At 43.1% G+C, this 23,139-nt stretch carries 18 protein-coding genes; 11 read left to right on the top strand and 7 right to left on the bottom strand.

All coding sequences use genetic code 11. The features are described 5' to 3' along the window. Positions 1–151 precede the first annotated feature (151 nt). From rpsL to tuf (ACAX20_RS13605), 4 genes are all read left to right on the top strand, one after another. A complete protein-coding gene (gene rpsL, locus ACAX20_RS13620) occupies positions 152–526 on the top strand; it encodes a 30S ribosomal protein S12 (RefSeq protein WP_371187051.1) in 375 nt (124 codons plus the stop codon). A gap of 83 nt (positions 527–609) precedes the next feature. After that, on the top strand, positions 610–1,083 hold the full coding sequence (rpsG, locus tag ACAX20_RS13615; RefSeq protein WP_371187049.1) for a 30S ribosomal protein S7: 474 nt from the start codon (positions 610–612) through the stop codon (positions 1,081–1,083). A gap of 175 nt (positions 1,084–1,258) precedes the next feature. Next, positions 1,259–3,364 (top strand): elongation factor G, encoded by a 2,106-nt coding sequence (gene fusA, locus ACAX20_RS13610; protein ID WP_371187047.1) that lies wholly within the window; start codon positions 1,259–1,261, stop codon positions 3,362–3,364. A gap of 81 nt (positions 3,365–3,445) precedes the next feature. Continuing rightward, positions 3,446–4,630: an elongation factor Tu gene (gene tuf, locus ACAX20_RS13605; RefSeq protein ID WP_371187036.1), complete on the top strand. Its 1,185-nt coding sequence runs from the start codon at positions 3,446–3,448 to the stop codon at positions 4,628–4,630. Positions 4,631–4,947: 317 nt separating this feature from the next. On the opposite strand, the gene ACAX20_RS13600 is transcribed toward tuf (ACAX20_RS13605), so the two are convergent. The 4 genes from ACAX20_RS13600 to ACAX20_RS13585 all read right to left on the bottom strand — a co-directional run bounded on the left by ACAX20_RS13600 (position 4,948) and on the right by ACAX20_RS13585 (position 9,154). Then, complete coding sequence (locus ACAX20_RS13600) at positions 4,948–6,150, bottom strand: NAD(P)/FAD-dependent oxidoreductase (protein ID WP_371187045.1); 1,203 nt, start codon at positions 6,148–6,150, stop codon at positions 4,948–4,950. Positions 6,151–6,291: 141 nt separating this feature from the next. Further along, entirely contained in the window at positions 6,292–7,977 is a 1,686-nt protein-coding gene (locus tag ACAX20_RS13595; protein WP_371187043.1) for an RluA family pseudouridine synthase, read from the bottom strand. Between the two features lie 133 nt (positions 7,978–8,110). Beyond that, a complete protein-coding gene (locus ACAX20_RS13590) occupies positions 8,111–8,329 on the bottom strand; it encodes a hypothetical protein (RefSeq protein ID WP_371187041.1) in 219 nt (72 codons plus the stop codon). A 231-nt stretch (positions 8,330–8,560) separates the two neighbouring features. Next, entirely contained in the window at positions 8,561–9,154 is a 594-nt protein-coding gene (locus tag ACAX20_RS13585; protein WP_371187040.1) for a TetR/AcrR family transcriptional regulator, read from the bottom strand. A 256-nt stretch (positions 9,155–9,410) separates the two neighbouring features. Between ACAX20_RS13585 and ACAX20_RS13580 the strand changes: the two genes are divergently transcribed. Then, positions 9,411–10,235, top strand: coding sequence for an SPFH domain-containing protein (locus ACAX20_RS13580; RefSeq protein ID WP_371189663.1), 825 nt, complete (start codon positions 9,411–9,413; stop codon positions 10,233–10,235). Between the two features lie 98 nt (positions 10,236–10,333). Here ACAX20_RS13580 and fusA (ACAX20_RS13575) read toward each other — a convergent pair whose 3' ends face one another. Beyond that, positions 10,334–12,421 carry an elongation factor G gene (fusA, locus tag ACAX20_RS13575; RefSeq protein WP_371187038.1) on the bottom strand — a complete coding sequence of 696 codons (2,088 nt, stop codon included), beginning with the start codon at positions 12,419–12,421 and terminating at the stop codon, positions 10,334–10,336. A gap of 368 nt (positions 12,422–12,789) precedes the next feature. Between fusA (ACAX20_RS13575) and tuf (ACAX20_RS13570) the strand changes: the two genes are divergently transcribed. The 3 genes from tuf (ACAX20_RS13570) (at position 12,790) to ACAX20_RS13560 (ending at position 16,114) form a co-directional block, all read left to right on the top strand. Next, complete coding sequence (gene tuf, locus ACAX20_RS13570; RefSeq protein WP_371187036.1) at positions 12,790–13,974, top strand: elongation factor Tu; 1,185 nt, start codon at positions 12,790–12,792, stop codon at positions 13,972–13,974. A 698-nt stretch (positions 13,975–14,672) separates the two neighbouring features. Continuing rightward, positions 14,673–15,491, top strand: a complete 819-nt coding sequence (locus ACAX20_RS13565; protein WP_371187034.1) for a mechanosensitive ion channel family protein — start codon at positions 14,673–14,675, stop codon at positions 15,489–15,491. Positions 15,492–15,640: 149 nt separating this feature from the next. Further along, positions 15,641–16,114: a hypothetical protein gene (locus ACAX20_RS13560; RefSeq protein ID WP_371187032.1), complete on the top strand. Its 474-nt coding sequence runs from the start codon at positions 15,641–15,643 to the stop codon at positions 16,112–16,114. 123 nt (positions 16,115–16,237) lie between these two features. Here ACAX20_RS13560 and ACAX20_RS13555 read toward each other — a convergent pair whose 3' ends face one another. Beyond that, on the bottom strand, positions 16,238–17,356 hold the full coding sequence (locus ACAX20_RS13555) for an acyl-CoA desaturase (protein WP_371187030.1): 1,119 nt from the start codon (positions 17,354–17,356) through the stop codon (positions 16,238–16,240). Positions 17,357–17,485: 129 nt separating this feature from the next. Here ACAX20_RS13555 and fabR point away from each other — a divergent pair, with 129 nt between their 5' ends. After that, positions 17,486–18,100, top strand: a complete 615-nt coding sequence (gene fabR / locus ACAX20_RS13550) for an HTH-type transcriptional repressor FabR (RefSeq protein WP_371187028.1) — start codon at positions 17,486–17,488, stop codon at positions 18,098–18,100. A 110-nt stretch (positions 18,101–18,210) separates the two neighbouring features. Here the strand turns inward: fabR and trmA are convergent, their stop codons facing one another. After that, the gene (gene trmA / locus ACAX20_RS13545; RefSeq protein WP_371187026.1) at positions 18,211–19,305 is read right to left on the bottom strand and encodes a tRNA (uridine(54)-C5)-methyltransferase TrmA; all 1,095 of its coding nucleotides are present in this window, start codon (positions 19,303–19,305) and stop codon (positions 18,211–18,213) included. A 147-nt stretch (positions 19,306–19,452) separates the two neighbouring features. Between trmA and ACAX20_RS13540 the strand changes: the two genes are divergently transcribed. Both ACAX20_RS13540 and ACAX20_RS13535 read left to right on the top strand, forming a co-directional pair. Then, on the top strand, positions 19,453–20,802 hold the full coding sequence (locus ACAX20_RS13540; RefSeq protein ID WP_371187024.1) for a YjiH family protein: 1,350 nt from the start codon (positions 19,453–19,455) through the stop codon (positions 20,800–20,802). A 150-nt stretch (positions 20,803–20,952) separates the two neighbouring features. Beyond that, positions 20,953–23,004, top strand: a complete 2,052-nt coding sequence (locus ACAX20_RS13535) for an FAD-dependent oxidoreductase (protein WP_371187022.1) — start codon at positions 20,953–20,955, stop codon at positions 23,002–23,004. Positions 23,005–23,139: the final 135 nt, after the last annotated feature.

Genomic DNA, 23,139 nt, shown 5'->3' with positions numbered 1-23,139 from the left:
CAGAGTCACATTTGCTTGACAGTGACCCCCATCACTAATAAAATTCCGCGACCTACTGTTATGGTAGGTATTTTTCACGTTTATGAGAGTGTGAACCTATCCATCGATTTTCGTTGGAGTTTGCACTATTTTTAACTAATCAGGAGCTATAATGGCAACTATTAACCAATTAGTACGTAAGCCACGTGTTAAGCAGGTACAAAAAAGTAACGTTCCGGCGTTAGAAGCTTGTCCTCAACGTCGCGGTGTATGTACTCGTGTGTATACAACTACACCTAAAAAACCTAACTCAGCACTACGTAAAGTAGCTCGTGTACGTTTAACTAACGGTCACGAAGTTACTTCTTACATCGGTGGTGAAGGTCACAACTTACAAGAGCATAGCGTTATCTTAATCCGTGGTGGTCGTGTTAAAGACTTACCTGGTGTTCGCTATCACACCGTTCGTGGTGCACTAGACTGTTCTGGTGTTAACGATCGTAGACAAGGCCGTTCTAAGTACGGTGCTAAGCGCCCTAAATCTTAACGGTTCTCCGTCAAGTAAGGCCAAACTAACATTTAATATTTAATTGTTTTGGGATAATCCTGAAGCTAATCGGAGAATTTAAAATGCCAAGAAGACGTGTTGTTGGTCAGCGTAAAATCTTACCTGATCCGAAGTTTAAAAACGAACTTTTAGCAAAATTCATCAACATCCTTATGGTTGATGGCAAAAAATCTGTAGCAGAGAAAATCGTATACGGTGCACTAGATATTCTAGCTGAAAAGAACCCTGAGAAAGAGCACTTAGACTTGTTCGAAATCGCTCTTGATAACATCCGTCCACACGTAGAGGTTAAATCTCGTCGTGTTGGTGGTTCAACTTACCAGGTTCCAGTAGAAGTTCGTCCAGTTCGTCGTAACGCTCTAGCCATGCGTTGGTTAGTTGAAGCTGCTCGTAAACGTGGTGAAAAATCAATGGCTCAACGCCTAGCTAACGAAATGTTAGATGCTTCTGAAAACAAAGGTTCAGCTGTGAAGAAACGTGAAGACGTTCACAGAATGGCTGAAGCGAACAAAGCATTCGCTCATTACCGTTGGTAATATAATGATAAGCGTAGCGGCGTTAGCCGCTGCGCTTTTCTTCTATACATAGCTAAACATATTGAATCACGCTAATAACTGCTGCAGGCATTAGCAAAGCTGGTTTTCAAAAGTGTATTTCCAATATTTTTGAAAATTAGTTTCAGGTACATCCCGAACATAGAGGAATCCATTAGTGGCTCGTACGACCCCTATTGAACGTTATCGTAACATTGGTATAGCTGCACACGTAGATGCAGGTAAAACAACGACAACCGAACGTGTATTGTTTTACACCGGTTTGTCGCACAAGATTGGTGAAGTGCATGATGGTGCAGCCACCATGGACTGGATGGAGCAAGAGCAAGAGCGTGGTATCACCATTACCTCTGCGGCGACCACCTGTTTTTGGAAAGGCATGCAAGGTCAGTTCGATGATCACCGCATCAACATCATTGACACCCCAGGCCACGTAGACTTTACCATTGAGGTAGAGCGCTCGTTGCGAGTTTTAGACGGTGCTGTATTAGTACTTTGTGGTTCATCAGGCGTACAACCGCAAACCGAAACCGTTTGGCGTCAAATGGAGAAGTATAAAGTTCCACGTATGGTCTTCGTTAATAAGATGGACCGTATGGGAGCGGATTACCTAAACGTTGTTAAACAATGTAAAGATCGTCTAGGCGCGAATGCTGTGCCAATTCAATTGGCGATTGGCAGTGAAGAAGAGTTCAAAGGTGTTATTGACCTTATTAAAATGAAGGCAATTAACTGGAACGAAGCGGATCAAGGTATGACCTTCGAATACGAAGAGATCCCTGCCGATATGCAAGATCTTGCCCAAGAGTGGCATGAACACTTAGTTGAGTCGGCTGCTGAAGCAAGTGAAGAACTGATGGACAAATACCTAGAAGAAGGTGAACTGTCAGAGCAAGAGATCAAAGCTGCGTTGCGTCAATTAACCATCAATAACGAAATCGTATTAACCACCTGTGGTAGCGCTTTTAAAAACAAAGGTGTACAAGCGGTTCTTGATGCGGTTGTTGAATATTTACCATCGCCAACAGAAGTTGAGGCGATAAAAGGTATTCGTGATGATAAAAACGAAACCGAAGATACGCGTGAAGCAGACGACAAAGCACCGTTTGCCGCACTAGCGTTTAAGATTGCGACGGATCCGTTTGTTGGTACCTTGACCTTCGTACGTGTTTACTCAGGTGTCCTTAAAACCGGTGACATGGTTTACAACCCAGTAAAAGGTCAAAAAGAGCGTATCGGGCGCATCGTGCAAATGCACTCAAATAACCGCGAAGAAATTAAAGAAGTTCGCGCGGGTGATATCGCTGCTCTTATTGGTATGAAAGACGTTACCACCGGTGATACCTTATGCGATCAACAAAACGTGATCACCTTAGAGCGTATGGAGTTCCCTGAGCCGGTAATCTCAGTTGCTGTTGAGCCAAAGACCAAAGCAGACCAAGAAAAAATGGGTATTGCTTTAGGTAAATTAGCGGCAGAAGATCCATCGTTCCGCGTTGAAACTGATGACGAGACAGGGCAAACCATCATCTCTGGTATGGGTGAGTTGCACTTAGATATCATCGTTGATCGTATGAAGCGTGAATTTAAAGTCGATGCAAACGTTGGTAAACCACAAGTTTCTTACCGTGAAACAATTCGTAAGCCGGTAGAAGTTGAAGGTAAGTTTGTTCGCCAATCTGGTGGTCGTGGTCAATTCGGTCATGTATGGCTGAAACTAGAACCTCAAGAAGAAGGTTCAGGCTTCCAGTTTGAAAGTGAAATCGTTGGTGGTGCAGTACCACGCGAATACTGGGCAGCTGTAGAAAAAGGCTGTGCAGAGCAAATGGAAAACGGTGTCTTAGCCGGATTCCCGATGCTCGACATCAAGGTAACCTTATTTGACGGTTCTTTCCATGATGTCGACTCTAACGAAATGGCCTTCAAGATCGCGGCGTCGATGGGTTTCAGACAGGGTGCTCTAGATGCTAGCCCAGTATTACTAGAACCTATGATGCAAGTTGAGGTTACCACCCCAGAAGAAAATATGGGTGATGTAGTTGGTGATCTTAACCGTCGTCGCGGCATGATTGAAGGCATGGACGAAGGTCCGGCTGGCATGAAGCTAGTTAATGCGGTTGTACCATTAGGTGAGATGTTTGGCTATGCCACAGATCTACGTAGTGCTACACAAGGCCGTGCTTCATACTCGATGGAATTCAAGCAATATTCAGAAGCGCCGAAGAACATCACAGAAGCAATTATTGAAAATGGTCATTTTTAATTGACCATTTTCAGTAGCAAAAATAATTTCAATTACTCGCTAGGCTTGTCCTAGTTACTTTAACTTTAAGGTACATTTAAGATGGCTAAAGAAAAATTTGAACGTTCGAAACCGCACGTTAACGTTGGTACAATCGGCCACGTTGACCACGGTAAAACAACTCTAACTGCTGCTATCTCTGCAGTTTTAACTAAAACTCACGGTGGTGAAGTTCGTGATTTCGCACAAATCGATAACGCTCCAGAAGAGCGTGAGCGTGGTATCACAATCAACACTTCTCACATCGAGTATGACACAGCTGACCGTCACTACGCGCACGTAGACTGTCCAGGTCACGCCGACTACGTTAAAAACATGATCACTGGTGCTGCTCAAATGGACGGCGCGATCTTAGTAGTTGCAGCAACTGATGGTCCAATGCCACAAACACGTGAGCATATCCTACTTTCTCGTCAGGTTGGTGTACCTTACATCATCGTATTCATGAACAAATGTGACATGGTAGACGACGAAGAGCTTCTAGAGCTAGTAGAAATGGAAGTACGTGAACTTCTATCTGAATACGACTTCCCAGGTGATGACTTACCAGTAGTTCAAGGTTCAGCACTAGGTGCATTGAACGGCGAAGCTCAGTGGGAAGAGAAAGTTCTAGAACTTGCTAACCACTTAGACACTTACATTCCAGAGCCAGAGCGTGCAATCGATGGTGACTTCATCCTACCAATCGAAGACGTATTCTCAATCCAAGGTCGTGGTACAGTTGTAACAGGTCGTGTTGAGCGTGGTATCATCCGTGTAGGTGACGACGTAGAAATCGTTGGTATCAAAGACACTACTTCAACAACTTGTACAGGTGTTGAAATGTTCCGTAAGCTTCTTGACGAAGGTCGTGCTGGTGAGAACTGTGGTGTTCTTCTTCGTGGTACTAAGCGTGATGAAGTACAACGTGGTCAAGTACTTGCTAAGCCAGGTTCAATCACTCCTCACACTAAGTTTGAGTCAGAAGTATACGTACTAACTAAAGATGAAGGTGGTCGTCACACACCATTCTTCAAAGGCTACCGTCCACAGTTCTACTTCCGTACAACTGACATCACTGGTGCAGTTGAGTTACCAGAAGGTGTAGAAATGGTAATGCCAGGCGACAACTTGAAGTTTGTTGTAGAGCTAATCAACCCAATCGCGATGGACGAAGGTTTACGCTTCGCTATCCGTGAAGGTGGTCGTACAGTAGGTGCTGGTGTTGTATCAAAAATCATCGAGTAATCGATAGGTTTTAACACCCATCTATAGAAAGAGCAGCCATAGGCTGCTCTTTTTGTTTTTACGGCCGGCTTCACGGTGCTCCGTGATGACCGAGCACGTTAAGAAAACAGTCCTAATGGACTGTTTTTAGTAAGCGAGGACGAGAGCCTCTGGCTCGACGTTAGAGTCGTACAGGCCGAAAACAGCTCCGTGCATTTTCGGCATTTCCACCATCTATGGTGGTCATCGATAGGTTTTAACACCCATCTATAGAAAAGAGCAGCCAATGGCTGCTCTTTTTGTTTGTGTGCAATTCAGCGATGCTGAATTACAGTTTGTTAATATCGTTTGATTAATTCAAAATCGCGCTGTGGTCTGTATGGTGCTAATACGTCCTGTGCGCCTTCAGTAAGCTCCTGAGCGATTAACTTGCCGACAATAGGGGCTAGGGTGACGCCACTATGCATAACCGCAATATAAGTGCTTTGTTGTTCATCTGAGAAGCCAAGTACAGGATGTCCATCTAATGGCAGTGGCCGCCAACCAATATACATATCTTCCATTTCTGCATTGGCAAGCGCTGGCACGATACCTTTAGCAACGGTTAACATACGCTGAAAATGCGCCTGCGCTAACACTTCATTTGGGTAACTATTAGGGCGGTTTACTAAGCGCTGTTTATGTTGCTCGGTTTTCGGTGCGCCTTGTTGCTCGCCAATAACCACACGACCGTCTACACGCTGGTGAATGTGAACACCAGGGGCGACAATAATTCTGTTGATTACAGGGGGCATCGGTTTAGTAATGGCGATAATGCCTGGCGTACTGCGTTGTGGAATAGTAAGCCCAGTGGTGGCTTCAATAATTTTCGAGTTGGCACCGACAGCAAAGACTACTTTTTTTGCTGAAAATGAACCACATGAGCTATTGACGACAACTTTTTGTTGGTCGCGCACGATATCGGTTACATTACAGGGAAAGCGCACTTGAACACCAAGCTCAGTCGCGGCAGCTAAAAGTTTTTCAGTGGCAAGTTGAGGATCGAGCGCACCGTCATTGCCTGAATAAGCAACAGTTGCTTGTTGCGGGAAATTTACCTTCGGCTCTAATTGTTGTGCCTGGGGAGTGGCTAAAATCTCAGCGGGCTCACCCCATGTGACTTGTTCGGCGATTTGCGCGACAAGTTTTTCGGAGCGCTGTTGCCCTGCAAACCATTCAAGTGAGCCTTCCCATTTTATCGGAATATCCAATTGTTCCGCTAACTCATGCCAATAGGCTACACTCGCTTGGTTGAGTTGATGGTAAGCAAAAGGCTGCTTTGCCCAGCTGGCATTAAGCCATGCGAAAGTGCCTCGACTGGCATGGCTTGCTGGCCCCTCGCGATCGAGAACGGTTACTTTAACATCTTGTTTAGCTAAGTGATAAGCCGTTGATGCTCCCACAATGCCTGCGCCGACAACGATTATATCGCTGTCTTCATTAGCGAGTAGCAAATTAGGTAGTAGTGCGATAAGTAGCGCAGTTTTTTTAATAAAGTCCATATCTTACTTATTGTTGTTTTTTGGCTAACCATACTATGTCTATTTTACTTAGAACCCAAGCTGTAGATGAGCGCGATCGTTGTTTTTTAGTTCTTTCTCTTTTCAAATCATATTGTCAGTAGAATGTGTTTGGCTTGCGGATTAAAAATCAGGAGCCGCGTTAAAGCTCATAACTTCATGGCTCACAGGATGTTTTAGCTGTAAATATTCAGCGTGCAAATGCAGTCTGTCAGCACCATTACCATAATGTTCATCGCCAATAATTGGCATGTTCAAACCAAGTTTGTGAGCACAATGAACACGTAGTTGGTGTGTTCGACCCGTTTTTGGAAACAATGACAAACGAGTAATGTTACCTTTACGTTCAAGCACTTTAAAATGAGTGTGCGCAGGCTTACCTGTTTCAAAGCACACCATCTGTCTAGGTCGATCGTTAATGTCTAAAGTTAATGGTAGGGTAATTTCGCCTTCATTTTCGGTTACGATACCATCGACATCGGCAATGTAATTTTTGGTAACACTACGGGCGATAAATTGCCGTTGCAGGGCCTTGTTGGCTTTAGCATTGAGTGCCAAGACCATTAGCCCTGAGGTCGACATGTCTAAGCGATGAACGATAAGCGGCCCAGTAGCATTAGGGTAGCGTTGTTTAATGCGAGTATAAACACTATCAGAGATAGTTTTTCCTGGCACACTCAACAGCCCTGAAGGTTTATTAACGACAATCATATCGTTATCTTCATAGAGAATGTCTAATAATTTATTTTTCCCCGGATTCTCCAATAAGGGATTGTCATCTAATGTCATGCCAACCAACATATGCCCTAAGATAGGTTGGCATTTACTGTAGCATGATGGGTAATAATGCTTATGACGGCGCACTTGCGACTTAGGTGATTCTCCCCACCAAAACTCTGCCATCACCACGGGTTTAAGCTGATGATTAAAAGCATATTGCAATAATTTAGGTGCTGCGCAATCACCTGCGCCAGCAGGGGGTATTTTAAACGCGGTATCAGCAAAAATATCATTTAAATCTTTTTGCACACCCTCTATATTTAAAAACTGGTACTGCGCAAAAAGCTTTTTCTGTAGTTTTGCCGAAAGCTTACGCCGTGTTTTGGCTAAGCGAGCAAGTTGTTGCTCTAGCTCGTCGTGCTGCGATTGGGCATGCTCGATGCGTTGCTGCCAATACAGTTTTAAATCGCGAAGTTTGAGTTTATCAATAACGCTTTGCTGGCTTAGCTCAACACAGAGTTGCTCATATTGCTCATCACTTAGCGTTGTTTTGCCGTTATTACGCAGCTGTTTACGGCTTGATTTTCGCTCAGCCGCGTCTTGCTTAAATGTGGTTAGCGCACAGTCGAAAGCCTGCCGCTCTTTGTTAACCAGCTTTGCGAGTTGTTGGCGTAATGGATTGTTTTCGAGAAGCTTATAATCACTACTGGCCTTGTTGATGATATCGAGCTCCTCCTTAAAGAAGCTATCTTTATTAAGCATATCAAAAACAGGTGGCACAAAGCCTGGTACTTGGGTGTTATCCCCGAGCTTACCGGAGAATCCCGCTAAAAAGCCAAGTTGCTTTTGTTTGTTTTCAACAACCAGTACGCCAAACATTTTACCGCTTGCAGCATCTTTATCGTCGCCTGTTTTTAAGCCAAAGTTATGTTGATATTGTCCTTGCTCAAGCTCGTGTTGTAGCTGCTCAGCTGCGCTAACAGCTAGTGGATGAGGGTGATAATAAAATGGAAAGGTAAAGCGATTTGGAATGCTAAGATCAGAGATGTCCTTGCTAAATGCCTTAAAGCAATCGATTTGATTTGACATAAGGTAACAGAACCTATTGTTAGCGACGATAATATACTGGCTATTTTATCACTAGTGGCGGTATTACGAACAGCTTGCGAAGATAGTTTATTGTTGAAATTTCAGCTTAGTGAATTCGCAAGCTGTTTGGACATTATTGTGAGTAAAAGTCACCACCCAATCTTGGTGTTAATTCGCCCCGGGCAACCATGCTTTTTACCGCGGCATTGACCTGCTCCGGTGTGTGCTCGTATTTTTCATTAAATAACCATTGATTGGCAATATGCTCTACAGAGCCCATGGCGTTGGGATGACTAGCTAAATAGTTAAGGATGCCAGATTGTAGTTCGGTGTGGATGTCTTTCAGTTTCATCGCAGCCCTCCAAAGAGTGAAACGGTGATCTAAGTTTAGTAAAAATAGTCGATGTTGCAGGCAAATATCTCTAATCCTACTAGTGCCATAGTAAGGATAAATATAGAGCGAATGAACGGGTTTAACGCACCTTAATATAGGTGCTTAAGTTTACTTAATCAGAGTTAACCATAAAAGTTGGGTGAGGTGAGTGTGATAGTTGCACAACACCCAATCGGTTTAGTTATAGCATCAACTGCTGGTGCTTAAACCTATGGTTTTACTTTGCTGTGTTTTGTATATGCGATTGCTTAAGGGGCAATTAAAATGACGGTGCAGCAGTTTGCCTAATAACGCATTAGCGCGATCGGTGGAGGTGCGCTTACTCATCATAAAGGTTGTCATGGTGCAGACGAAAATAGCACTGATGGCGATTTCATCCATAACACGCTTGACGTTACTTGACTGGACATCAGCGGCATGCATAAACCATTGTACCGTGCGGCTGATGCGAGTGATGGCATGAGCCTGTAAATGAACATGGCCTGGTTCAATCTTATAGGCGATGATATCTTTTACTAAGTTTCGGTATGGTAGTAAAAAATTTAACCAAGCAACAATCATGTATTGTAGGCGTTCTTCGCTATCAAGTAGTTTAAAATCTTGCTCGTCACAGCAACTCAGAGCGTATTCATCTGCGCGATCAAATAATGCTTCAGCAATATCGTCTTTCGAACGAAAGTGACTACGCAATTGCACCATAGAGCAACCGCAGTGCTCGCATATAGCTAAAAGATTAATGTTTTGCCATCCATCTCGTTGCGCCAATAATAAAGCGCTGTCCACAATTGAATTTCGGTCGAAAAGTATAGATTGCATATTATTCTAAGGACAAGTGATACCCTTAAACTAGTATAGAACACCCTGAAGTTTATGGATGATTATTGAGAACATAGGGATGTGGCAAATGGGTTGCTACTTGGAAGTAGCTATAGCGGGGATTGTTATAGATGTGCTAGGTTAGCCTTATAACAATATTAATTATTCAAGGACTTTTATGTACTGATCAAAAGGCTCGGCACAAAAGGTATTTAGTGCTTTTATCGCGGTTCTTATCGCCATTATATTATTTAGCATTTATTACGTTGTCGATACAGGCCATGTTGCTGTTAAAAAAACGTTAGGTACGGTTGACATGGAAGAGGTGCCGGCAGGCTTAAATTGGAAACTACCGATCTTAACCAGAGCTTATGAATTTTCAGCGAAAGAAATCGCTATTGATTTTAATGATTTGCGGCCAAAAGCACGTGACAACCTACGCTTGCAAGATTTGGATGTAAGTATTTACTACCGCGTTTCAGCCAATCATATCGCCGAAACAATGGTCAAATATGCATCGTCGTATGCTGAGGGTGATGCGGCATTATTACCTGCCTATGCCATTGTATATCGTGAAGGGCGTGATGTGATTTACGAGGAAGTGACTAAAATAGATTCCTTGGAGCTGCATCGAAATCGAGACCAGTTGCGTGCAGGAATAGCGACAGAGTTGCAATTGAAACTCGACGATAAAGATCCTGGCATATTTACCATTACCCGCGTTGCTATTCGTGCCTTAAATACCGACCCTACCATAGAAGCGGCGATTCAAAAGGCGGTACAAGCACAAAAGACCTTAGAAGCAAAAAAAGTTGAGGTGGAAATTGCTGCTAAGGATGCCGAGATTGAAATTGCCCGTGCTCGTGGTATCGCTAAAGCCAATGAAATCATTAATTCATCGCTAACGCCAGAATATTTACAGCATGAACTAAATGAAGCGTTAAAGATGTTTGCTAAAAACGATGGTGGTGTGGTTGTAGTGCCAGCCAACATGCAGAATATGAATTTGATGTTGGACGCTAATCAAGGGCGCAGTAGCAAGCGCTAAGCGAATAATCCGAAAGCGAATAGCACTAAATAACTTGTTATTACACACAACAAAAAAGGCCGCAAATGCGGCCTTTTCTAATATTGTGAGAAGTAAAATTACTTCTTAGCGTTACGCTCTTTAACTTCAGCAACAACTTGCTCAGCGATATTTGCTGGAGCAGCTGAGTAGTGGCTGAATTCCATAGAGAATTGACCACGACCTGAAGTGATAGTACGTAAGTGACCGATGTAACCAAACATTTCTGATAGAGGTACGTCAGCTTTGATGCGAACGCCAGTAGTACCAGCTTCTTGGTCTTTGATCATACCACGACGACGGTTTAAGTCACCGATAACGTCACCAACGTTGTCTTCTGGAGTGAACACGTCTACCTTCATCACTGGCTCTAGTAATTGAGCACCAGCTTTAGGCATTGATTGACGGAATGCACCTTTCGCTGCGATTTCGAATGCTACTGCAGACGAGTCAACTGCGTGGTAACCACCATCGAATAGTTCAACTTCAACGTCTAGTACAGGGAAACCTGCTACTGGACCTTCTTCCATCATGCTCGCGAAACCTTTTTCGATTGCAGGGAAGAATTCTTTAGGAACGTTACCACCAACAACGGTAGAAGTGAACTTAAAGCCAGTGTTCGGCTCGCCTGGCTTGATGCGGTAATCGATCTTACCGAATTGACCAGAACCACCAGATTGCTTCTTATGCGTGTAAGAATCTTCAATCGGCATAGTGATGGTTTCACGGTATGCTACTTGAGGCTTACCTACTTCTAGCTCAACGCCGTAAGTACGCTTAAGGATATCTACTTTGATATCTAAGTGAAGCTCACCCATACCTTTAAGGATGGTTTCACCTGAATCTTCGTCAGTTTCAACTTGGAACGTTGGATCTTCTGCAACCATCTTACCGATAGCGATACCCATCTTCTCAGCACCACCTTTCTCTTTAGGAGAAACAGCGATTGAGATTACTGGCTCAGGGAATACCATTGCTTCAAGAGTACAAGGTTGCTTAACATCACATAAAGTGTGACCAGTTTGAACGTTCTTCATACCAACGATAGCTAGGATGTCACCCGCTTGCGCTTCTGTAAGTTCAGTACGGTCATCTGCTTGCATCTCAACCATACGGCCAACACGCTCAGTTTTACCTGTGAATGAGTTAAGGATAGTGTCACCTTTCTTAATACGACCTGAGTAGATACGTACGAAAGTTAGAGCACCGAAACGGTCATCCATAATCTTGAACGCAAGTGCACGGAACGGCTCTTCTGCGTCAACGATAGCGAATTCACCAGTTGGGTTACCTTCTTCGTCAGTTAATGGCTGTGGTGGAACTTCAGTTGGTGAAGGTAAGTAATCAACAACAGCGTCAAGAAGAAGTTGCATACCTTTGTTCTTGAATGCAGAACCACAGTAAGTAGGGAAGAACAATAGCTCGTTAGTACCTTTACGGATACATGCTTTAATTTGCTCTTCTGTTGGGTCTAATTCGCCTTCTAAGTACTCCATTAGCATATCTTCGTCTGCTTCTAGAGCAGTTTCGATTAGCATTTCACGGTACTCAGCAGCTTGGTCAACCATGTCTGCAGGGATGTCAGTGATTTCGTAGTTTTCAGGTTGGCCTGAATCGTCCCAAACGTAAGCTTTTTGGCTTAGTACGTCTACAACACCTACGAAGTTATCTTCTTCACCAATTGGAAGAGTCATAACTAGTGGGTTAGCACCTAGAACCTTTTTAACTTGGTCTTTAACGCGGAAGAAGTTAGCACCTAAACGGTCTAGCTTGTTAACGAAAATCAAACGAGCAACTTTTGACTCGTTCGCGTAACGCCAGTTGGTTTCTGATTGTGGCTCAACACCACCAGAACCACAGAATACACCGATACCACCGTCAAGAACTTTTAATGAACGGTAAACTTCAACTGTGAAGTCAACGTGGCCCGGGGTGTCGATAACGTTAAAGCGGTGTTTTTTCCATTCACAGGTTACAGCAGCAGACTGGATAGTAATACCACGCTCCGCTTCTTGTTCCATGAAGTCAGTTGTTGACTCACCATCATGAACCTCACCAAGCTTGTGGATCTTACCTGTAAGTTTAAGGATACGTTCAGTTGTTGTGGTTTTACCAGCATCAACGTGAGCGAAAATACCAATATTTCTGTATTTTGATAAATCAGCCATTGTAATTCTCTATGTTAAAATTAACGTTGCGTAAAAATTTTTGCGCGAATTATACATTAGTTGAAAAAAACTAACATCAAAAATTGATAAAAATTAATCAATCAAGCACATAAACCCTCGAAAATCGATGTTTGTCTGTAATGCTGGAAATAATTTGCCAATTTTTGGCTTTTTTTGCGTTTAAGAAAGCATAAAGTTTAGACAATATGCCTTCAGTTTGCTAAATTGTGCCCCGGAAAAAAAGCTCAATGTAAATTTGGTGGTTACACAGTCTTTTGTAGAACTGCTTTTTGCATGTAAAAGAGTAAAAATTAAGCAAAAATTCGGGTTGCCGCCCGTTTGTTTATCACTTTTAAGGTATATGTAAAATGGCTAAAGAAAAATTTGAACGTTCGAAACCGCACGTTAACGTTGGTACTATCGGTCACGTTGACCACGGTAAAACAACTCTAACTGCTGCGATTTCTGCAGTTCTAACTAAAACTCACGGTGGTGAAGTTCGTGATTTCGCACAAATCGATAACGCTCCAGAAGAGCGTGAGCGTGGTATCACAATCAATACTTCTCACATCGAGTATGACACAGCTGACCGTCACTACGCGCACGTAGACTGTCCAGGTCACGCCGACTACGTTAAAAACATGATCACTGGTGCTGCTCAAATGGACGGCGCGATCTTAGTAGTTGCAGCAACTGATGGTCCAATGCCACAAACACGTGAGCACATCCTACTTTCTCGTCAGGTTGGTGTACCTTACATCATCGTATTCATGAACAAATGTGACATGGTTGATGACGAAGAGCTTCTAGAGCTAGTAGAAATGGAAGTACGTGAACTTCTTTCTGAATACGACTTCCCAGGTGATGACTTACCAGTAGTTCAAGGTTCAGCACTAGGTGCATTGAACGGTGAAGCTCAGTGGGAAGAGAAAGTTCTAGAACTTGCTAACCACTTAGATACTTACATTCCAGAGCCAGAGCGTGCAATCGATGGTGACTTCATCCTACCAATCGAAGACGTATTCTCAATCCAAGGTCGTGGTACTGTTGTAACAGGTCGTGTTGAGCGTGGTATCATCCGTGTAGGTGACGACGTAGAAATCGTTGGTATCAAAGACACTACTTCAACAACTTGTACAGGTGTTGAAATGTTCCGTAAGCTTCTTGACGAAGGTCGTGCTGGTGAGAACTGTGGTGTTCTTCTTCGTGGTACTAAGCGTGATGAAGTACAACGTGGTCAAGTACTTGCTAAGCCAGGTTCAATCACTCCTCACACTAAGTTTGAGTCAGAAGTATACGTACTAACTAAAGATGAAGGTGGTCGTCACACACCATTCTTCAAAGGCTACCGTCCACAGTTCTACTTCCGTACAACTGACATCACAGGTGCAGTTGAGTTACCAGAAGGTGTAGAAATGGTAATGCCAGGCGACAACTTAAAGTTTGTTGTAGAACTAATCAACCCAATCGCGATGGACGAAGGTTTACGCTTCGCTATCCGTGAAGGTGGTCGTACAGTAGGTGCTGGTGTTGTATCAAAAATCATTGAATAATGATTTTTGCTGACAATCAGCATTTTTGAGAAAAAGGTCGCGTAAGCGGCCTTTTTTGTTATAGGCACGACCGACTTGACGGCCAAATATGGATTTAGGGTGATGACGGAGCACGTTAAGAAAACAGTCCTAATGGACTGTTTTTAGTAAGCGAGGACGAGAGCCTCTGGCTCGACGTTAGAGTCGTACAGTAGGTGCTGGTGTTGTATCAAAAATCATCGAGTAATCGATAGGTTTTAACACCCATCTATAGAAAAGAGCAGCCAATGGCTGCTCTTTTTGTTTTTGCGGTCTAAGTAAAAGGACTATTGCACGAGTAGTTCCAAGGCGTAAAGCGTTCATCCGTAAACCTGCCGGCATTTGTGCTTCCCTGGACGTTACCGCCATAAAATGTTCGTCCCTGAACCTGCCGGCATTAGTACGTCCATGTACGTTACCGACATAAAACGTTCGTCCCTGAACCTGCCGGCATTAGTACGTCCATGTACGTTACCGACATAAAACGTTCGTCCCTGAACCTGTCGGCATTAGTACATCCATGTACGTCACTTTGTGATTTTTGAGACTAGAATTGTTACGTAACTAACTGATGAAATGTGTAACCCTCTGTGTTATTTAGATATTTTAACTATTGCTTTGGTAATTTATAAATATCGATATAAGCTTTTATTAATAATAATTTGCTTACAGGTGAAAGCATGGAATACGAAAATATAATAAATGACTTAATGAGCATGATTATCCTCTATGGTCCTAAACTACTATCTGCCATTGCCGTTTGGTTGATAGGTTCATGGGTTATCAAAGGCATTATGGGAGCATTACAAAAAGCATTTGATAAACGTGATGTGGATGCGTCATTAAAGCCGTTTTTATTAGGCTTAATTAACACGTTATTAAAAGTGTTATTGGTTATCACTGTACTTAGTATGGTTGGTATTGCAATGACGTCCTTTATCGCTATTTTGGGTGCAGCCGGTTTAGCCGTGGGTATGGCTCTATCAGGCACCCTACAAAACTTTGCGGGGGGAGTGATGATATTGCTGTTTCGCCCATTTAAGGTCGGCGACTTTATTGATGCACAGGGTTATTCGGGTACAGTAAAGGAAATCCAAATTTTCAATACCATTTTAAAAACAGCAGACAATAAAACCATTATCATTCCCAATGGTGGGTTATCTACGGGCTCAATGATCAACTTCTCTACTGAATCAAAACGCCGTGTTGATTGGACATTTGGCATTGCCTACGGTGATGATGTTGATAAAGCCAAAGCCTTAATGCGCGAATTATGTGATCAAGACGAGCGGATTTTACAAGATCCTGAGCCATTTATCGCGATGTCAGCATTAGCAGATAACTCGGTTAATTTTACTGTGCGGGCGTGGGTAAATTCTGCGGATTATTGGGGCGTGTTTTTTGATATGAATGAGAATATCTATAAGCATTTTAATCAGCATGGTATTAACATCCCATTCCCACAAATGGACGTACACTTAAAAAAATCGGACGGTTAGACTTGCTCTGGTATTATGAGCGAGGTAGGTAAGTTTTAGGAACTTATCGCCATAGCTACTCTCATAACTTTGAGCTTATAGTGCAAAGCAACACATGTTGTCGTTGCTTTATCTGTATTCAAAGACAAGCTACCAAGGAAGTATTAACGATGAAAAAGTATGCCTTTAACGTTGCTATTGTGATGGTTTTATTTAGCCAGCAGGCGTGTGCCAATAAGCAGGCTATGATCATTGCCGAACGGCCAAGCGATGTGCAAGTCGTTCAGCAAGCAAGATCATCAACTTCCGTAATTAATAAGAGCGACAGTGTATTGGTCATGACAAAACATCAAACTCCACCACCAGAGACATTAAGTAAAGGCGAAATTCAAGCACAATGGTACCAAGGTACCTTGCGCTATTATCAATTAGAAGGTGGTTTTTATGGCTTTATCAGTGATAGTGGTGCGCGTTTATTGCCACTTAATTTAGATAAAGAATTGCATCAGCATGGCGCCAAGTTGCGATTGTTTGGTTACCCACAGAAAAACATCAGTACAATTCAGCAATGGGGCACACCATTTAAGGTACTCAAGGTTGAAGTGTTAGAGCAAGGTAAAGCAAACCCGAACAAACTTTATTAGCCTATGAATAGTAGCTCGATAACAGAGGTGGTTGGTTATCGTTGTCGTTGACCGAGGTTAACAAATAAAATGGCCAGTACAGCTAAGTCGCTATAACTGACCATGATAGGTAATATTTAACGTTTAAGCGTATTGTGCACGTAACATGTTCCACTGTTTAGTGCGTAGCTTTAACTGGTTACGCATTTCTATATAGCGTTGCATTAATGCGCAGTCCTCAACATCTTTGGCAAGCTGATCGCGCTTGTGGTTTAACAACGTTTTCTTCGCATCATAGTAGTCGGTCATTTGCTCAATCAGCAAATCGTACTCTGCCTGTAGTGTCGCTAATACATCATCGGCATTGATTTTGCCTTGCGCTTTTTGCTGACTAAATTGCAATTGCATTTTCGCTTTTGCTTTAGCGATCTTGTCTTCGGGGGTTTTTCGCAGATTCCATGTTAGGCCAATATAGCTTAAACCTTTTATCAACCACTTACTCGGGTCAAATTGAAACCAGCGAATACCGTTACGGTAGTCGTTTTCAAATATATGATGGAAGTTATGGTAGCCTTCACCAAAAGTAAAAAATGCTAAGAAGCCATTATCGCGGGCGGTGTTTTTATCGGTGTAGGTTTGCTTACCCCAGATATGCGCTAGCGAGTTAATAAAAAACGTTGTGTGATGACTTAATACTAAACGTAATACACCAACCAGTAATAAGGCCGAAACAATATCCCCATTTAGCCAGCCCAGTAATACAGGTATACCGATATTCATTGCCAGTGCTAGTGGTACATAGTATTTATGTTGCCACATAACGATTTTTTCTTTTTGTAAATCTCGGACGTTATCGTAATTACTGTAGGTGCTCGCATGATAATCACGCAGCATCCAGCCAATATGCGAATACCAGAAGCCCTTGTTAGCTGAGTACGGGTCAACATCGTTGTTATCGACGTGCTTGTGGTGCACACGGTGATCTGAACTCCAGTGCAAAATACTATTTTGTAATGCAAAAGCACCACCTAGCGCGCAGAAGAGGCGCACGAAGGCATGCGCTTTGTATGTGCGATGTGACCATAAACGGTGATAACCAACGGTAATCGACATACCGCAGAAGATAAAACAAAAAATTGCTGCCAAAATTTCGAATGCATCGAAGCCATGCGTGTAAGCACGGTAAGGCACGGCAAATAACGCGACAATAAAAGTAGAAGCGAAAATCGCAATATTTAGCCAAAGTAGGCGAGGTTTGCTCATGGACAACCTTGTGTTAATTAATTTCAGTGTACAAGTGTGCGCTATTTTATCCATGCACTAAGCAAGGTCAAGTGATATTCTGTCAAATATGCTAATATGCTCACTTACACTGTTTTGGAATGAACACATATGTCAGGAATTCGAGCCCAGCAAAAAGAAAAAACGCGCCGCTTGCTGATTGAAGCAGCACTTAACTTACTTAGTGCTGAGCGGAGTTTTTCCAGCTTAAGTTTGCGAGAGGTCACTAAAGAGGCCGGTCTTGCAGCAACCTCGTTTTATCGTCATTTTAATGATATGGATGAATTAGGCTTAACGTTAGTTGATGAAGCGGGCTTAACGTTACGCCAGTTAATGCGACAAGCGCGTCAACGTATTGCTAAAGGTGGCTCGGTAATTCAAATATCGGTAAAGACCTTCATGGAGTTTATTGACTCAAACGGCAATGAATTTAGATTGTTACTGCGTGAGCGTTCAGGAACCTCGGCTGAGTTTCGTGCCGCAGTAAACCGAGAAATTCGTTTTTTCACCATGGAACTATGCGATTATTTGCAAAAGACCAATGACTTAGATGCGGAAATTGCTTACTTACAAGCAAACGCGGCGGCGACCATCGTGTTTAGTACCGGTGCCGAAGCACTTGACGCAGATGCAGCTGAACGCGAAGAATTGCAAGATAGAATGATTAAGCAACTGCGCTTTATCGCTCGTGGAGCGATGGACATGGCGCAGCGTAAAAATGAGTAATAATTGTTGTTAATGTTATCAGCAACAATATTTCAACGATAAAAAACGCAACCATATGGTTGCGCTTTTGTTTGTATTGGCTTGCTAGCATTGTTGGCTAAAATGGTTAACTATTTGCGTGTTAGTACCATGCCGCATTCAATGTGATCGGTATAAGGGAATTGATCAAATAAGGCAAACTTCTCGATTTTATGGGTTTCGCAAAGAATCGATAAGTTATCGTGTAAGGTACTTGGATTACACGATATATAAATGATCTTTTCAAACTGGGCAGCTAAGCGACACGAATCATCGTCCATCCCTGCTCGCGGTGGATCCACCAATACGGTATCGAAGTTGTATTGAGTTAAATCAAAACCTTCTAGACGACGGAATTGGCGCTCGCCCGCCATTGCTTGGCTAAATTCCTCTGCAGACATGCGAATGATATCAAGGTTGTCGATGTTATTAGCGGCAATATTGATTTGCGCCGAGTGCACTGAACTCTTGGAAATTTCGGTGGCTAACACTTTTTTATAATACGGCGCTAAGGCGATAGAAAAGTTACCGTTGCCACAATACAGCTCTACTAAGTCTGCTTCGGGGGTAGTGCTGGCGTCAATAGCCCATGTAAGCATCTTTTCATTTACTTTACCATTGGGTTGGGTAAAGCTGTTTTCCACTTGCTGATAGCTTAATGCCTTACCTTTTACGGTCAGTCTTTCGGTAACATAGTCTTGGTCAACAATGATCTTTTGCTTACGGGCGCGACCTATAATGTTTACTGGGGCTATTTGGCTAAGTGAACTCTTCAGTTGTTGAACTTGCTCTAACCAAGCGTCATCCAATTGGCGATGGTACAACAAACTGACGAGCAATTCTCCGCTCAAAGTTGATAAGAAATCAACTTGGAATAATTTGTAGCGAAGATCATGATTGTCACGAATGTAATCCATTAGTGCATTCATTGCTTGGTTTATTAACAGCGATGCCGCAGGGAATTGATCAACACGAAACTTTTGTTTGGTCTGTTGATCAAACATGATGTAGTACAAGTCATCCCCTTCGTGCCACACACGAAATTCTGCGCGCAGGCGGTAATGTAAAGGTTCTGAGTTAAATACCTCAGCTTCAGGCACATTAAAGTCGCTAAATAAAGTTTGCATCGCCTGCTGTTTTTTCACAAGTTGGCTGGTGTAATTGTCGGGATGTATATGGCTTAGCATCGGTCTCTAGTTTGTGTTACCTTACGTGCCGCGAATTTTAACGATTGCGCGCACCTTTTGACAGTAATTTTATGAAACAATTGGAAAACGTGCGAATTAGTTAAAATGTGTCATATTTTTAAATTATCTGATGCGATAACGAATACTATGCAAAATCCTGTAACGAAACGAAATCTGTTAACTTTTCTGATCCCTTCGCTGATTGGCTTAACCCTGTTTATGCTGCCAATTCAATACAATGAGCAAACCAGTATTCCTGTTGCTGTTTTAGCTAAATCGCTGCAAGCCGCGCTTAGTGCGTATATTGTCCCTATAATTTGCTTGTTGACCGGTATTACGGCCATTGCCAGTATTGCCGTTTCGGTTTTTGCACGTCATCGAGTCAGCGATGGTTCGTTTATGGCCAGTTTATTTAAAGTGACCCCCGTGTGGTTAATCGTCCGTTGTTTGGGGGCGTTATTTGCACTGATGGTTTACTTTCAAGTGGGACCTGAAATGGTGTGGAGTAGTGCAACCGGTGGCATGTTACTCAATGACTTAATGCCGATACTATTTTCAGTGTTTATTTTTGCTGGCTTGTTATTACCATTGCTTCTTAACTTTGGCTTACTTGAATTTATTGGTGTGTTGTTTAGTAAAATTATGCGCCCGCTATTTAAATTACCAGGTAGGGCGGCAATCGACTGTACCACTTCGTGGCTTGGTGACGGTACCGTTGGCGTGCTATTAACCAGTAAGCAATACGAGCAAAAAGTATATACCGAGCGTGAAGCTGCGGTTGTTGGTACCACATTTTCAGCAGTATCAATCACCTTCAGTTTAATTGTGATCGCCCAAGTTGGTCTGATCCATATGTTTATTCCTTTTTATAGCGCAGTGTGTTTGGCGGGCTTAGTCGCGGCGATTATCGTTCCTCGTTTGCCACCTTTGAGTCGTAAGCGTCACTTATATATTGATGGGACTAAACCAGAACCTCATGCCGATAAAATTCCTGATGGCACCAATATTTTTAGCCACGGTTTAGAGATGGCCACACAGCGTGCATCGATGGTAACCAGCTTTAAGACGGTTATTTTAGAAGGTATTAAAAATGCTCTTGAGATGCTGTTCGTGGTTATGCCTGTGGTGATGGGGGTTGGTACAATCGCCTTGATTTTTGCTGAACATACTATGGTATTTGATTACTTAGGTATGCCGTTTATTCCGTATCTGGAGCTATTAGGTGTTCCCGAAGCGGTTGCTGCTTCTAAAACTGTAGTGATTGGATTTGCTGATATGTTTTTACCAGCGATTCTAGTGGCGTCTGTAGAAAACGAAATGACTCGTTTTGTCGTTGCTGCGCTGTCAATCACTCAGTTAATTTATTTGTCTGAAGTGGGCGCTATGTTGCTTGGTACGAAAATTCCGGTGAACATTCTCGATTTATTCATTATTTTTATTTTGCGTACCATTATTACCTTGCCGGTTATTGTCATGGTAGCAAACCTTGTTTACTAAGAAGGGTTTACTAAGAAGGGTTTACTAACAAGGGGTTATTAACTAACCATTACAAGCCTTTGTTCGACAATTTGGCTAAACAACTGTTTACATTTTCGTAAGCTTCTGCCTAAATACGAAGATGTAAACAGGTATGACCACGGGTAATTTATGACAACAATAAGCCAACAAGCAGGCACATCATCAGCGTATCCAAACTTACTTCGCCCCTTGGACTTAGGCTTCACTACGCTAAGCAACCGGGTTCTAATGGGATCAATGCACACAGGGTTAGAAGAAGAGCGACATGGTTTTGCCAAGCTTGCCGCTTTCTATGAAGAACGTGCTAAAGGTGGCGTTGGTTTGATTGTTACTGGTGGTATTAGTCCAAACTTTCGTGGCCGTGTCGCACCTTTTGGTGGTGAGTTGAGCCGTTGGTGGCAGGTCAAAAAACATCGACAAGTTACTCAAGCGGTACACAAATACCCGACTAAAATATGTCTGCAACTTTTGCATACTGGTCGTTATGCCTATCACCCTTTTAACGTCTCTGCCAGTGCCATTAAAGCCCCCATTAATCCGTTTAAACCGAAAGCTATGTCTGAACGGCAAATTTTGCATACCATTAAAGATTTCGCTCATTCGGCGCGATTAGCACAAAAGGCGGGCTATGATGGTGTTGAGGTTATGGGCTCTGAAGGTTATTTACTGAATCAGTTTAGTTGTGCTCGAACCAACTACCGCACCGATATGTGGGGTGGCGGTATCGAAAACCGTATGCGTTTAGCCATTGAGGTAGTAAAAGCAATTCGCGCTAAAGTTGGAGAAAAATTTATCATTATTTTCCGCTTGTCGATGCTAGATTTGGTTGAAGGTGGTAATACCTGGGAAGAGGTACTGATCATGGCAAAAGCGATAGAGCAAGCGGGCGCCACCATCATCAATACCGGAATTGGCTGGCATGAAGCACGTGTGCCGACTATCTCTACTAGTGTACCAAGGGCTGCGTTTACCTGGATAACGGAGCGCATGATGGGCGAAGTAAACGTTCCGTTAGTGGCGACCAATCGCATTAATATGCCAGCTGTCGCTGAGCAAGTATTGGCGTCTGGCCAGGCCGATATGGTATCAATGGCGCGACCATTCCTTGCCGATGCCGAATTCGTTAATAAAGCAGCAGAAAATCGCGCAGACGAAATTAATACTTGCATTGGTTGTAATCAAGCTTGTCTTGACCATGTCTTTAAACAACAGCGTGCGACGTGTTTGGTCAACCCTCGAGCATGTTATGAAACCGAGTTAAATTTCGATAAAGCACAAGATAGTAAGCACATCGCTGTTGTTGGCGCGGGAATGGCTGGTTTGGCATTTAGCGTTTATGCCGCACAGCGAGGCCATAAAATCAGTTTATTTGAAGCTGGCGATGATATTGGTGGTCAGTTTAATATGGCCAAGAAGATACCTGGTAAAGAAGAGTTTTATGAAACTATCCGCTATTTCCACAAGCAACTTGAGCTGCTAGATATTAAATTGCATTTGCAAAGCCCACAAACCGCGCAAACATTAACACAACAAGGTTTCGATGAAATTGTTGTGGCTACCGGCATCAAACCGCGGACGCCACCAATTGACGGGATTGACCGCGATATTGTCCTGAGTTACATAGATGTGCTTAAAAATGGCGCCAAGGTTGGTCGCAAAGTTGCCATTATTGGTGCTGGTGGAATTGGTTTTGATGTCGCTGAGTTTCTTGCTGAACAACAATCGCTTACCACTCAACCCGAGCAATGGTTAGCGGAATGGGGTATCGATAAACAATACCAGCAAGGTGGTGCGTTAGTGCCAAACCATCGCCACAATAAAACGCCTCGCGAAATTTACTTAATGCAACGAAAAACGTCAAAAGTTGGTGCAGGACTTGGCAAAACCACAGGTTGGATCCATCGCAGTACACTAAAAAATCACGGTGTGCATATGTTACCTGGTGTCGAGTATCACAGTATCACGGATACGGGTATGAACTTCAGCGTTAACGGCAAGCAGCGCTTTGAACAGTTTGATAATATCATTATTTGTGCAGGACAAGAGCCACAACGTGATTTGTACCAGCAATTACTGGATTTACAATTACAGCCACACTTGATTGGCGGTGCTGATGTCGCGGCAGAGCTTGACGCGAAACGGGCGATTCGCCAAGGGGCCGAGCTAGCTGCAAAAATTTAGTCGTGATTATTCATGACATATCTTAGACAGGTCATTAGCTTGTTATATCGCCTTGTCATCATCGACTCCTGAGCATAGGAACGCGCTTATCGTTAGCCTATAGCGCGTTTTTAGTTTTTACGCATATATCACCGT

The sequence above is a fragment of the Thalassotalea sp. Sam97 genome (genome assembly GCF_041379765.1).
GTDB lineage: Bacteria > Pseudomonadota > Gammaproteobacteria > Enterobacterales > Alteromonadaceae > Thalassotalea_A > Thalassotalea_A maritima.
The sequence above is the reverse complement of the archived record's forward strand: the minus strand, read 5'-3'. Positions and strand labels throughout refer to the sequence as shown.